This is a genomic window from Streptomyces sp. NPDC028907, from assembly GCF_055564995.1.
In genome coordinates this window covers 1-12,634 of the sequence record NZ_JBVHVE010000001.1, presented here as the reverse complement: position 1 = coordinate 12,634, position 12,634 = coordinate 1, and the positions used below count along the sequence as shown (strand labels likewise).

14 protein-coding genes and 1 pseudogene are annotated in these 12,634 nt (G+C 69.5%); 7 read left to right on the top strand and 8 right to left on the bottom strand.

The features are described from left to right. Positions 1-11 precede the first annotated feature (11 nt). From ACZ4UU_RS00075 to ACZ4UU_RS00060, 4 genes and pseudogenes are all read right to left on the bottom strand, one after another. Positions 12-788: a transglycosylase SLT domain-containing protein gene (locus ACZ4UU_RS00075; RefSeq protein WP_468035431.1), complete on the bottom strand. Its 777-nt coding sequence runs from the start codon at positions 786-788 to the stop codon at positions 12-14. 299 nt (positions 789-1,087) lie between these two features. Beyond that, positions 1,088-2,017 carry an S-adenosylmethionine:tRNA ribosyltransferase-isomerase gene (locus tag ACZ4UU_RS00070; RefSeq protein WP_468036382.1) on the bottom strand — a complete coding sequence of 310 codons (930 nt, stop codon included), beginning with the start codon at positions 2,015-2,017 and terminating at the stop codon, positions 1,088-1,090. Positions 2,018-2,251: 234 nt separating this feature from the next. Beyond that, positions 2,252-2,551 (bottom strand): annotated as a pseudogene (locus ACZ4UU_RS00065) (S-adenosylmethionine:tRNA ribosyltransferase-isomerase); the annotation flags it as partial. Positions 2,552-2,559: 8 nt separating this feature from the next. After that, entirely contained in the window at positions 2,560-3,258 is a 699-nt protein-coding gene (locus ACZ4UU_RS00060) for an SDR family NAD(P)-dependent oxidoreductase (protein WP_468035429.1), read from the bottom strand. A 241-nt stretch (positions 3,259-3,499) separates the two neighbouring features. Between ACZ4UU_RS00060 and ACZ4UU_RS00055 the strand changes: the two genes are divergently transcribed. From ACZ4UU_RS00055 to ACZ4UU_RS00045, 3 genes are all read left to right on the top strand, one after another. Then, the gene (locus ACZ4UU_RS00055; RefSeq protein WP_468035427.1) at positions 3,500-4,645 is read left to right on the top strand and encodes a GAF domain-containing sensor histidine kinase; all 1,146 of its coding nucleotides are present in this window, start codon (positions 3,500-3,502) and stop codon (positions 4,643-4,645) included. Beyond that, positions 4,638-5,279 carry a response regulator gene (locus ACZ4UU_RS00050; RefSeq protein WP_468035425.1) on the top strand — a complete coding sequence of 214 codons (642 nt, stop codon included), beginning with the start codon at positions 4,638-4,640 and terminating at the stop codon, positions 5,277-5,279. The genes ACZ4UU_RS00055 and ACZ4UU_RS00050 overlap by 8 nt, the downstream gene beginning before the upstream one ends. A 168-nt stretch (positions 5,280-5,447) precedes the next feature. Then, complete coding sequence (locus ACZ4UU_RS00045) at positions 5,448-5,693, top strand: chaplin (protein ID WP_468035423.1); 246 nt, start codon at positions 5,448-5,450, stop codon at positions 5,691-5,693. Between the two features lie 260 nt (positions 5,694-5,953). Here the strand turns inward: ACZ4UU_RS00045 and ACZ4UU_RS00040 are convergent, their stop codons facing one another. Then, positions 5,954-6,742: a hypothetical protein gene (locus ACZ4UU_RS00040; RefSeq protein ID WP_468035421.1), complete on the bottom strand. Its 789-nt coding sequence runs from the start codon at positions 6,740-6,742 to the stop codon at positions 5,954-5,956. Positions 6,743-6,888: 146 nt separating this feature from the next. On the opposite strand from ACZ4UU_RS00040, the gene ACZ4UU_RS00035 reads away from it, so the two are divergent. From ACZ4UU_RS00035 to ACZ4UU_RS00025, 3 genes are all read left to right on the top strand, one after another. Beyond that, positions 6,889-7,686: an ABC transporter ATP-binding protein gene (locus ACZ4UU_RS00035; RefSeq protein WP_468035419.1), complete on the top strand. Its 798-nt coding sequence runs from the start codon at positions 6,889-6,891 to the stop codon at positions 7,684-7,686. Positions 7,687-7,793: 107 nt separating this feature from the next. Next, positions 7,794-8,225 (top strand): NfeD family protein, encoded by a 432-nt coding sequence (locus tag ACZ4UU_RS00030; RefSeq protein ID WP_468035417.1) that lies wholly within the window; start codon positions 7,794-7,796, stop codon positions 8,223-8,225. Between the two features lie 133 nt (positions 8,226-8,358). Continuing rightward, positions 8,359-9,303, top strand: coding sequence for an SPFH domain-containing protein (locus ACZ4UU_RS00025; RefSeq protein ID WP_468035416.1), 945 nt, complete (start codon positions 8,359-8,361; stop codon positions 9,301-9,303). A 138-nt stretch (positions 9,304-9,441) separates the two neighbouring features. Here the strand turns inward: ACZ4UU_RS00025 and ACZ4UU_RS00020 are convergent, their stop codons facing one another. The 3 genes from ACZ4UU_RS00020 to ACZ4UU_RS00010 form a co-directional block, all read right to left on the bottom strand. Further along, positions 9,442-9,948 carry an HNH endonuclease gene (locus ACZ4UU_RS00020; RefSeq protein ID WP_062725674.1) on the bottom strand — a complete coding sequence of 169 codons (507 nt, stop codon included), beginning with the start codon at positions 9,946-9,948 and terminating at the stop codon, positions 9,442-9,444. 145 nt (positions 9,949-10,093) lie between these two features. Beyond that, entirely contained in the window at positions 10,094-10,633 is a 540-nt protein-coding gene (locus ACZ4UU_RS00015; RefSeq protein WP_468035414.1) for a YbhB/YbcL family Raf kinase inhibitor-like protein, read from the bottom strand. 43 nt (positions 10,634-10,676) lie between these two features. After that, positions 10,677-11,459: a sporulation protein gene (locus ACZ4UU_RS00010; protein WP_234768149.1), complete on the bottom strand. Its 783-nt coding sequence runs from the start codon at positions 11,457-11,459 to the stop codon at positions 10,677-10,679. 139 nt (positions 11,460-11,598) lie between these two features. On the opposite strand from ACZ4UU_RS00010, the gene ACZ4UU_RS00005 reads away from it, so the two are divergent. Continuing rightward, entirely contained in the window at positions 11,599-12,249 is a 651-nt protein-coding gene (locus ACZ4UU_RS00005; protein ID WP_468035412.1) for a DNA-3-methyladenine glycosylase, read from the top strand. The last annotated feature ends 385 nt before the right edge of the window (positions 12,250-12,634 follow it).

Here is a 12,634-nt window from a genome sequence, read left to right as displayed (position 1 = left end):
GCCTACCTCGCTCAGTACGCGCTGTTGACGTTGTCGATCGAGCCGTACCGGTCGGCCGCGTAGTTGGCGGCGGCGGTGAGGTTGGCGACCGGGTCGTACTGGCTCTTGGCCGTGCCCGGGACGTGGTACGCGTCGAAGGTCGGCTTGATGACCTGCAGCAGACCGATCGACGGAACGCCGTTCTGGGCGTTGATGTCCCAGTTGTTGATCGCGTTCGGGTTACCCGAGGACTCCCGCATGATGTTGCGGTGGAGGCCGTCGTAGGTGCCCGGGATGTTGTGCTTCTTCATGATGTCCAGGGCCTCGCGGATCCAGCCGTCGAGGTTGTTGGCGTAGGTCTTCGCGGCGACCGGCTTGGCCTGGACGCGCTTGGCGGACCGGCTCGCGGCCTCCTTCGCCTTGCGCTCCGCCTCGGCCTTCTTCTTGGCGGCGGCAGCGGCGGCGGCCTTCTTCTTCGCGGCGGCGTCCGCGGCCTTCTTCTTGGCGGCGGCCTCGGCGGCCGCCTTCTTCTTGGCCGCGGCCTCCTGCTCGGCCTTCTTGGCCGCGATGTCCTCGGCCTTCACACTGGCGGAAGCGAGCTGGTCGGTGACGCTGCCCTTGACGTCCTTGATCTGCTCGTTGCTGTACGCGACCTTGCCCGTGGGGGCTTCGGCCGTCGTCGTCTGGGCGTTGCCGGGTACGGCGGACAGCGCCAGAGCGGCGGCACCGAGCGTGCCGACACCGGCAATCGCGATCTTGTGCCGGTTGGTCAGCGTACGACTGAGTCGGTTCTTGGCGTTCTTGAGCATGGCAGTGGGACCTCATCGAATAGCGCGGAGGTCGCTCGCTGTCCGTCGGGGGACACGGGTGCTTCCTGCACAAACGCCGCGGGGGAAACCCGCGGCGCTGAGCGACGAGAGCAATTCTTAGCGGCCGCAAAATTGTGTGGCAAAGGTGTGACGTACGATCCCCGATAGTGGACGCGCAGAGGGCAAATCAGGACAGACAGGACCGTCTGTCCCGCTCAAAAGGGACGTCGCTACCTACTACGGACTTTCGTACGTGACCTGCGCCCTATGCGCGGGCTCACATCAGTCGCGTGACAGTCTCACCGGCAGTTGCTGTCGCAATGCTCTGTGTGAGGATCCTCCGTCGGCAGGATGAGATGCACGTCGCCGAACTCGTGCCACAGGTAGAGCCCGTGCAGGGCCGCCTCGTAACCGCGGTCGATCGCGGCCCGCCCGGCGATTGCCTCCAGCATCAGCAGATGCGAGGCCTCCGGCTCGTGCAGCCCGGTCAGCAGCCCGTCCACCGCCCGCACCCCGCGCTCCGGCGTGACGACGAGGTCCGTCCACCCCTCACGCGCGCGTACGACCCCGTCGGCGTCCACCGCCGACTCCACGGCCCGCACGGCCGTCGTCCCGACAGCGACGACCCGGCCACCCGCGGCCCGCACCGCGTTGATCAACCGCGCCGAGGCCTCCGACACCGCGAACCGCTCCGGATACGGCGGCTCGTGCGCCTCCGCCGACGCCACCCCCGTGTGCAACGTGACCGGCGCGAACTGCACCCCCCGACTCACCAGCTCCGTCACCATCCGCACCGTGAAGGGCCGCGCCGCACTCGGCATCTCCGCACTGCCGGCCCCATCGCCCGACGTCAGCGCGAACACGGTCTGATACACGGACAACGCCTGGTCACGCTCGGTGTAGGAGTACCGAATCGGCCGCCCGTACTCCCGCATCACGCGGAAAATCCCGGTTCCGTCGTCTGCAGCGGTTGCGGTGTCGCCGGCTTGGGCGCCGTGCGCTGCGCGGTCTTCCGGGGCCGCAGCTGCGGCGCGGGCTCCCGTGGGACCTGCTTCCCCCGGCCTGTCGGCGCCGGCGGCTCGCGCGCGCCCGGGACCGGCTCCGTGCCGTCCCTCAATGTCTGCGGCTCGGGCTCTCTCGAACCCTGCTTCCCCAGCCCCTTCGGTACCTGCGCCCCGGCTTCCCTCCGGACCAGCTCCCCGCGGCGCCTCGGGACCTGCTCCGCCCACCCCCTCAGCTTCTGCGCCAGCCCCACCCCGTCCCGCGCCCCGCACACCGCCCGCCCCCGTGCCCCACGCTCGACCATCACCCCAGGCCCTTGCCCACCAAAGCCGCCCGCTCCCCGGGCTCAGCGGCTCCTCCAGCACCAGCCCCGCCCCACCCGGCAGCCGCACCTCAGTCCCCGCGGGCCCGCCCGTACGCGCGCGTGTGGTGCCCCGCCCGTCGGGATCGCGCAGTTCGACCGCCCACCGCCCGTCGTCCCCGCGCGTGGAGAAGTGGACCACCACGCGCGCGTGCCCGACCCACCCGTCCACGGCGGCGGCCAGCGTCTCCGACGTGTTCACCACCAGCAGATCCCCGGCCCGCAACAGCCGCGGCAGCTCCCCGAACGCGTGGTGCGACACCTCGGTGCCCCGTGACACCAGCAGCCGTACGGCATCCCGGTCCAGCCCCGGGCCACGCTGCTCGGCGGGAACCCGCGCCGACAGCTCCTGCGGCACCCTCCCCCACGCCCGAACAGGCTCGCGCGGGGGGACCCCCATCGCGAGCGTCACCCCCGCCCCTCCAACAGAGCCGGAGCCCCATAGCGGCCGCTCACCGGACGCTCGTCCAGCAGTCGCAGGAACGCCGGAACCACACTGGCCGGCGCCGGCCGCGGATCGTCGTCGTCCGGTACGGCCGCCGCGTACAGGTCCGTGGCCATGTCCCCGGGATCCACCGCCCACACCCGCAGCCCCGGCTCCTCCTCGCCGAGCACCGCCGCGAGATGGTCCAGGGCCGCCTTCGACGCCCCGTACCCGCCCCACGTCTCGTACGCCTCGGCGGCCGCGTCCGAGCTGACCGTGATCACCGTGCCCGCCTCGGACGCCCGCAGCAGTGGCAGCGCCTCCTGCACGAGGGCCAGCGCGGCCACCACGTTCACCTCCAGTGCCCGCCGCAGCCCCGCCAGGGGCAGCGCGTCCAGCCGTACGAGCGGCTCGACGCCCAGCGCGCTGGCGTTGCTCACCAGCAGATCGACACCGCCCAGCCGCCAGGCCGCCGCCACCAGCTCGGACCGGTGCCCGGCGTCCGTGACGTCCCCCGGAACGGCCGTCACGCGCGTGCCGTACGCACGAAGCCCGGCCACCGTCTCCTGGAGGGCCTCCGTCGTCCTGGCGTCGAGCACCAGATCCCAGCCGCGCGCGGCCAGCGCCTCGGCGAGCGCCCGCCCCAGCCCCTTGGAGGCCCCCGTGATGATCGCTACCGGCATGACAACCGTCCCCTCGTCTCCGGCCGCCTCGATCGGCGGTGCCCTCAACGTAGGAACGGGGCCGCCCGCCCCGCGTCGGACGCGGGCCGCAAAGTCGCGGGGCCCTTCGTCCTACGCCGCGCACCGGGGGTCTTTCGCCCTACGCCGCCGAACCTGCGACCACAGGCCTAGGTCCCGCGCCGCAGTCGGCCGCCGCCACAGGTCCGATCCGGCTGTCACACCCCGCCGGTACCGTGAGGGCATGAGTCAAGGCCACAGGTCCGGCCTCGCCGCGGTGAGCTCCGCGCTGCTGGCCATGAGCAGGCACCTCGAGGTGCGCGACGTCCTCAAGACGATCGTCGCCTCGGCCCGCGAGCTGCTCGACGCGCAGTACGCCGCGCTCGGCGTCCCGGACGACCACGGCGGCTTCGCCCAGTTCGTGGTCGACGGAGTCAGCGACGACCAGTGGAAGGCCATCGGCCCGCTCCCGCGCCAGCACGGCATCCTCGCCGCGATGCTCCAGGAGGCCAAGGTCGAGCGCCTCGCCGACGTCCGCCAGGACCCCCGCTTCGAGGGCTGGCCGTCGGCGCACCCGGACATGTCCGACTTCCTGGGCCTGCCGATCCGCGACGGCGACGAGGTCATCGGCGCTCTGTTCCTGGCGAACAAGACCTGCCCCAAGCCGGAGGGAAGCTGCGGCTTCACGGCGGAGGACGAGGAACTCCTCTCCATCCTCGCCCAGCACGCCGCCATCGCCCTCACCAACGCCCGCCTCTACGAACGCAGCCGCGAACTGACCATCGCCGAGGAACGCTCACGGCTGGCCCACGAACTGCACGACGCGGTCAGCCAGAAGCTGTTCTCCCTGCGCCTGACGGCCCAGGCGGCCGCCGCCCTGATCGACCGCGACCCGGCCCGAGCCAAGGGCGAACTGCACCAGGTGGCCGCCCTCGCCGCCGAAGCCACCGACGAACTGCGCGCCGCGGTCGTCGAGTTGCGCCCCGCGGCCCTCGACGAGGACGGCCTCGTAGCCACCCTGCGCACCCAGATCCAGGTCCTCGACCGTGCCCACAGCGCGCGTGTGACCTTCGCCGGCCGAGGCGTGAAGGCCCTGCCCGCCGCCCAGGAGGAGGCCGTGCTGCGCGTCGCCCAGGAGGCCTTGCACAACGCCCTGCGGCACTCCGGGGCCGAGCACGTCGACGTGACGCTGGACCGGCGCGGCAGCGGAGCGGTCCTACGGGTCACGGACAACGGCAGCGGTTTCGACCCGAAGGCGGTACGCCGGGCCGGACGCCACCTCGGCCTGGTCTCCATGCGGGACCGGTCGAGCGGGGCCGGCGGCACGCTGACCGTGGAATCGGCGCCCGGCAAGGGCACCACGATCGAGATGGAGGTCCCCGGTGGGTGACGCAATCAAGGTGCTGCTCGTCGACGACCACCAGGTCGTCCGCCGGGGCCTGCGTACGTTCCTCGAAGTGCAGGACGACATCGTGGTCGTGGGCGAGGCCGCCGACGGCGCCGAGGGAGTGGCCCGCGCCGAGGAACTCAAGCCGGACGTCGTGTTGATGGACGTCAAGATGCCGGGCATGGACGGCGTCGACGCCCTGCGCAAACTCCGCGAACTGAACAACCCCGCGCGCGTGCTGATCGTCACCAGCTTCACCGAGCAGCGCACGGTGATCCCGGCCCTGCGCGCGGGCGCCGCCGGGTACGTCTACAAGGACGTGGATCCCGACGCCCTCGCCGGAGCCATCCGCTCCGTCCACGCCGGCCACATCCTGCTCCAACCGGAGGTCGCCGGCGCCCTGTTGTCCCAGGAGGAGGCCAACTCCGGGCAGGGCAGAGCCGGCTCCCTGACGGAGCGCGAACGCGAGGTGCTCGGGCTGATCGCGGACGGCCGCTCGAACCGCGAGATAGCCAGAGCCCTGGTGCTTTCGGAGAAGACCGTCAAGACCCACGTCTCGAACATCTTGATGAAGCTCGACCTGGCGGACCGCACCCAGGCCGCCCTGTGGGCCGTACGCCATGGCGTGACCGGCTGAAACGCTCTCCGCAGGGCATGACGGACGGCAATACGGAGGGTTCCGCTCCGGACTGAGATTCATACCGTCGTGGGAATGTCCCCCGGATGGCGCATCCTTCGCGGATCTCCGCCGTTCTCCAGTGCGTGCTGCGGCGACTGCCGCGGCAATCGCAAGGAGGGCTTGAAAGTGAAGAACCTGAAGAAGGCCGTGGCTGTGACGATGGTGGCGGGTGGCCTCATGGCCGCCGGTGCCGGAATGGCCTCCGCCACCGACGGCGCGCACGCCGACGGCAAGGCCGTGGGCTCCCCGGGTGTCGCCTCGGGCAACCTCGTCCAGGCCCCGGTCCACATCCCGGCCAACGTCTCGGGCAACACCGTGAACGTCGTGGGCATCCTGAACCCGGCCTTCGACAACCTGGCCGTCAACCGCTGACGCCACCCCGAAGCAAGCAGTGACCTCCGGCCTCCCGGCCCACCCCCGGGAGGCCGGTCTGTGTCCAGCCCCGGGTTTCCATCCCGGGCCCCCACCCACCCGCGGGGGCTTGGCCGCACGAGGCAGGCCCTATCGGCGCCGCCCCGCCCCTCCAGGCCGTCCGGCGTTTGAGGACGAGGCCGTTCAGGCCGAAACGGGGGTCTGGGGGCAGAGCCCCCAGGCGACGCTCACACCAACGCCGATCACCAACAGGCCCACACTCACCGCACCCCCCGCTCCCGTTCCTCCACGACGGAGTTGTACGCAGCGACGAGCGCCCGCCGAGCCACCCGCTCCACCGGCCGCAACGCCTCCGCCCGAGCCCCCATCTCAGCGGAGCTGACCGCACCCCCGTGCCCGTTCTCATAAGCCAGCGAGACCAACAACCCCACCCGCCGCGCAAGCTCCAGCACCCGTACCGCCCGCGGCGGATACCCCGGCGCCAACACCTCCCGGCCACGCTCGGCCCGCGCCCGGTACGCATCGATCGCCGCCTCGGCAACCGGCCCCGACCCGGCGACGTCCAGCCGCGACAACACCTCCGTCGCGTCCCGCAGGGCCTCCGCGAGCTCCCGCTCGGCCTCACCCAGCGACGGCACATCCGCAGGCGGCGCTTCCCGTACCGGCAGCACATGCCAGACGACCTCGACATGCACATCACCGTCGGGTCCGGCCTCGTACACCTCCGGCACCAACCCGAACGCGGCGCCGTGACAGACCACCGCCTCCTCGGCATCCATCGCCCGCGCGTTGAACTCCGGAGGCCCGCTCAGCCCCAGCGGATGCCCCGGCACCGGCAGCGCGACCCGCAGCCCGTTCACCCCGAGCGTCCGCAGCCGGCCCAACGCCAGCGTGAGCCCGACGGGTGCCGACTCATCCGGCAGCCCCTCCACCCGGTGCAGGGCATCGTCCCCGACGATCTCCAGCACAGCGTCATCCGGCGAGACAAGTCCGGCCAAAAGGGCATTTCCCCAAGCCGCGAGGCGTCCTGAACGTGGTTCCGAGAGCATGCCCCCACCCTAAGGACCGGACCGATGGAATGAAGCGCCCGACCGGTGGCGTAGATTTCCTAGAGGGCTGCGCCCACCGGCGCACGCGACCACCGAGACGCCGAGACGCCGACACCGGTCACACTGCAAGGGGAGACAACGCGCTCATGAGCGATGTTCTGGAGCTTCAGGACGTATCCGTGGTCCGTGAGGGCCGGGCTCTGGTGGACCAGGTCTCCTGGTCGGTCAAGGAGGGCGAGCGCTGGGTCATCCTCGGCCCGAACGGAGCCGGCAAGACCACCCTCCTGAACCTCGCCTCCAGCTACCTCTACCCGACGACGGGCACCGCCACCATCCTCGGCGAGACCCTCGGCAAGCCCGGCACCGACGTCTTCGAGCTGCGCCCGCGCATCGGCATGGCCGGCATCGCCATGACCGAGAAGCTGCCCAAGCGCCAGACCGTCCTCCAGACCGTGCTGACCGCCGCCTACGGCATGACCGCCACCTGGAACGAGGACTACGAGGACATCGACGAGCAGCGCGCCCGCGCCTTCCTCGACCGCCTCGGCATGAGCGACTACCTCGACCGGAAGTTCGGCACCCTCTCCGAGGGCGAGCGCAAGCGCACCCTGATCTCCCGCGCCCTGATGGCCGACCCCGAGCTGCTCCTCCTCGACGAGCCCGCCGCCGGCCTCGACCTCGGCGGCCGCGAGGACCTCGTCCGCCGCCTCGGCCGCCTCGCCCGCGACCCGATCGCCCCCTCGATGCTCATGGTCACCCACCACGTCGAGGAGATCCCCCCGGGCTTCACCCACGTCCTCATGATCCGCCAGGGCAAGGTCCTCGCCGCCGGCCCGATGGAGCTCGAACTCACCTCCCGCAACCTCTCCCTCTGCTTCGGCCTCCCCCTCGTCGTCGAACAGGTCGGCGACCGCTGGACCGCACAGGGCCTCCCACTCTCCTGACCCCCTCCTTCACCCCGGGGAACCCCGGTGGAGAACCACGGTAAGAAGGGCCTCTCAAACGATCGGCGCCCTGTCCGCGACAGGGCCCACGGTCCTACCATGACCATGTGGAAATCGACGCGTGGGTTTGGTGGTTGATAGGCGCGGCAGCGCTCGGCATCGGGCTCGTGATCACAGCGATGCCCGAACTCGGCATGCTGGCGGTCGGCGCCGTCGCCGCCGCGGCGGTCGCCGGCATCTTCGGCGGTGACGCCGTCGTCCAGGTCGCGGCCTTCGTCGTCGTATCGACCGCACTCATCGCCGTCGTACGGCCCATCGCGAACCGACATCGCGCACAACGGCCCCAACTCGCCACCGGCATCGACGCGTTGAAGGGCAAACAGGCCGTCGTCCTGGAGCGCGTCGACGCCTCCGGCGGCCGGATCAAGCTCGCCGGAGAAGTCTGGTCCGCACGCTCCCTCGACACCGACCGCGCCTACGAACCAGGCCAGGAAGTGGACGTCGTGGACATCGAGGGGGCCACGGCGATCGTCATGTGACCTCGCACGACGTAAGTGACGCGAACGCGCCACGGGCCACGCGACGGTCTGTCAGACTCGACCAGCAAGATCTTCAACAACCATAAGATCTGCCGAAGTTGCCGCAGCGGAGAAGGGGTACGGGGAAACGACGATGGAACCGGTCATCATCGTCTTGATCATTCTGGTGGTGTTGGTTTTCATCGCCCTGATCAAGACGATCCAGGTCATCCCACAGGCGAGCGCGGCCATCGTCGAACGCTTCGGCCGCTACACGCGGACGCTCAACGCGGGCCTCAACATCGTGGTCCCGTTCATCGACACCATCCGCAACCGCATCGACCTGCGCGAACAGGTCGTGCCGTTCCCGCCGCAGCCGGTGATCACCCAGGACAACCTGGTCGTGAACATCGACACCGTCATCTACTACCAGGTGACCGACGCCCGCGCGGCCACCTACGAAGTCGCCAGCTACATCCAGGCGATCGAGCAGCTCACGGTCACCACGCTCCGCAACATCATCGGTGGCATGGACCTGGAGCGCACCCTGACCTCCCGCGAGGAGATCAACGCGGCGCTCCGCGGGGTCCTCGACGAGGCGACCGGCAAGTGGGGCATCCGCGTCAACCGCGTCGAACTCAAGGCGATCGAACCGCCCACCTCCATCCAGGACTCGATGGAGAAGCAGATGCGCGCCGACCGTGACAAGCGTGCCGCGATCCTCACCGCCGAAGGTACGCGCCAAGCCGCCATCCTCACCGCAGAGGGCGAGAAGCAGTCCCAGATCCTCCGCGCGGAGGGCGAGGCCAAGGCGGCTGCCCTGCGCGCCGAGGGCGAGGCCCAAGCCGTCCGCACGGTCTTCGAGGCCATCCACGCCGGCGACCCCGACCAGAAGCTCCTCTCCTACCAGTACCTCCAGATGCTCCCGAAGATCGCCGAAGGCGACGCCAACAAGCTCTGGATCGTCCCCAGCGAAATCGGCGACGCACTGAAGGGCCTCTCCGGCGCCATGGGCAACCTGGGCGGCCTGGGCGGCGGTTCGGGCAACGGCAACTCCGGTACACCGACAGAACGCCGAGAAAAGCCGTCCATCGACTGACTCGTCTTCTGCGGTACGACAGCGGGGCCCGCCTTCAAACGAAGGCGGGCCCGAACTCCCTCAGGGGCGCGGGAACTGCGCGACAAGCCACGCACAAACCCGCGGCCAACGAACAACCCAAAGCCCTACGGCGATTGGTCAGGCCGCGTCCGTCGCCAGCCAATCCGGCAGCGCCGCAAACTCCTCCGCCCCCAGCGTCAGCAACATCGCGTCAGCCGGCGTAGGCTCGAATGGCTCCCGAAGCAACGGCATACCCGCCTGCTCAGGCGTCCGGTCAGCCTTCCGATGATTGTCCTCCGCACACGAGGCGACCGTATTCAGCCACGTGTCCTGCCCACCCCGGGACCGCGGCACCACATGGTCCACGGTGGTGGCCCGGCGCCCGCAGTACGCGCACCGGTGCCGGTCCCGCACCAGCACACCCCGCCTCGACCACGGCGCTTGTCTTCGGAACGGCACCCGTACGTACCTGCACAGCCTGATCACCCGAGGCGCGGGTATGTCCACCGCGGCTCCACGCATACGCAGTTCGGGGTGGGCCTGCTCGACGACGGCCTTGTCCTGAAGCACCAGAACGATGGCTCGGTTCAACGTCACCGTCGACAGCGGCTCGAAGCTCGCGTTCAGTACCAGCGTGTCCCGCATTGCAGCCCACCTCCCGTGTGCACCTGCCCACCCCCTGGCGGGCTGGGATCAACTCTGGCCGGGCACGCCGAGATGGACAACGAAATAAAAAATGCCCGCCCCCGATCACTTCCATGACCAGGGGCGGGCAAACGTTCCATGAACGTCAGGCTTCGGCAGGTACCTCGTACTCGGCAATCACGTGCGCGCGTGCGATGGCGTGGAAGCGCAGGTTGAACCCGACGACGGCCGGACTGGCGTCCGAGTCCGGACCGAGCTTCTCCTGATCCACGGCGTACACCGTGAACACATAGCGGTGCGGCCCGTCACCAGGCGGAGGCGCGGCACCCCCGAAGTCCTTCGACCCGTAGTCGTTCCGCGCCTGTACGGCACCCTCCGGCAGCCCCTCGAACTTGCCGCTGCCCGCGCCCACCGGCAACTCGGTCACCGAGGCCGGGATGTCGAACACGACCCAGTGCCAGAACCCGCTGCCCGTAGGGGCGTCAGGGTCGTAGCAGGTCACGGCGAAGCTCTTGGTCTCGGCCGGGAAACCCTCCCAGCGCAGCTGCGGAGAGGTGTTGCCGGCCGCGTAGACCTGAGCGTCCTTGAGGATCCCGCCGGACTCGACGTCCTCACTCGTGACCGTGAAGGACGGCACGGGCGGATGGAAGTCGTGGGGCAGCGGCCGCCTCTTGAGCTCGGTCACTTCGATACCTCCTGACGAAACAGTGGAATCAGCTGTTCCGAGCCTAGAACCAGTTGCGCTTGCTGCCGACCTCGGACAGCCACTGGTTGAGGTACGCCGCCCAGTCGGTCCCCTGGAAGTCGTTCAGCCCCACCTGGAACGACCGGAAGGTGTCGCTGCCCTCGCTGAACAGCCCCGGCTTCTTGTCCATCTCCAGGACGACGTCCATCGTGTGCTCGTCCGCGACGAAGCTCAACTCGACCTGGTTGATACCGCGGTACTGCTGCGGCGGGAAGAACTCGATCTCCTGGTAGAACGGCAGCTTCTGCCGGGTACCCCGGATGTGACCGCGCTCCATGTCCGCGCTCTTGAAGCGGAAGCCCAGCTGGATGAAAGCGTCGAGGATAGCCTTCTGAGCGGGCAGCGGGTGCACGTTGATCGGGTCCAGGTCCGTGGAGTCCACGGCCCGCGCGATCGACAGCTCCGTCGTCACACCAATGTTCATGCCGCGCAGCGTCTGACCGTCGATCGTCGTGACCGGCGTCTCCCAGGGGATCTCGAGCCCGAACGGCACCGCGTGCACGGCCCCGGCCTGGAGCTCGAAGGCACCACCGAGCGACATCTTCGTGAACTCGATGTCCTGCTTGTACTCCGAGTCCTGACCCTCGACCTCGACGCGCGCCTGAAGGCCCACCGACAGGCCCTCGATGTTCTGGTTCACGGACCCGCCCTGAATCCGCACCTCACCCTGGACGACACCGCCCGGAACGACGTTGACCTCCGTCAGCACCGTCTCGACCGAAGCCCCGCCGGCCCCCAGGCTCGCGAGCAGCTTCTTGAACGCCATGACTCTCCTCTTTTCAGAGTGGATCCTTGATCCCTACAAACGCGATCCGGCCGTGGCCGGTTCCGCGTCCCACCCTGGCAAGACGCACGCCCCCTGACCACCCCGTCGCGACCACCCGTCTGCACTACCCTCGGACGGCATGATCGCGACCCCCGACCGTACGCCCTTGCCCCGGGACTTCTTCGACCGGCCCGTCCTGGAAGTCGCCCCCGACCTCCTCGGCCGCATCCTGGTACGCACCACCCCGGACGGTCCGATCGCCCTTCGCCTCACAGAGGTCGAGGCCTACGACGGCCCGAACGACCCGGGCTCCCACGCCTATCGCGGCCGCACACCCCGCAACGACGTGATGTTCGGTCCCCCCGGCCACGTCTACGTCTACTTCACCTACGGCATGTGGCACTGCATGAACCTGGTGTGCGGCCCCGACGGCCAGGCATGCGCGGTCCTGCTGCGCGCCGGCGAGATCGTCGAGGGCGCCGAGCTCGCCCGCACCCGTCGACTCTCGGCCCGCAACGACAAGGAACTGGCCAAAGGCCCGGCCCGCCTCGCCACCGCCCTGGACGTGGACCGCGCCTTGGACGGCACGGACGCGTGCGCCACGGGCGAGACCCCGCTGAGGATACTGACCGGCACCCCGACCCCCTCCGACCAGGTACGCAACGGCCCACGCACCGGCGTTGCAGGCGACGGCGGGAACGGGGACATCCACCCCTGGCGCTACTGGATCGCCGACGACCCGACGGTGAGCCCCTATCGAGCCCACATCCCGAGGCGCCGCCGAAGTTGACGCGCCCAGGGGAGGCGCGTAACGTAGCCCGAGCCGCTGAACCGGGTACTGCGAAGTCAGCAGCCGGAGCGGCCAACCCACTACCAACGAAACACCCTCAACGGGGTCGTCTTTTGGCGTGCTCGCATGCCTGAATTCGAGCCCACAGAGTCCGATTATGAATCGGACGGGGGAATCGGCTAACGTAGTGAATGTCGAAAGGCCGGAGGGCGAAAGCCCAGAGCCCAACGACAACCCCCCGACAGGGAATCGGATCGGAAAAGGATCTGGTAGAGTCGGAAACGCAAGACCGAAGGGAAGCGCCCGGAGGAAAGCCCGAGAGGGTGAGTACAAAGGAAGCGTCCGTTCCTTGAGAACTCAACAGCGTGCCAAAAATCAACGCCAG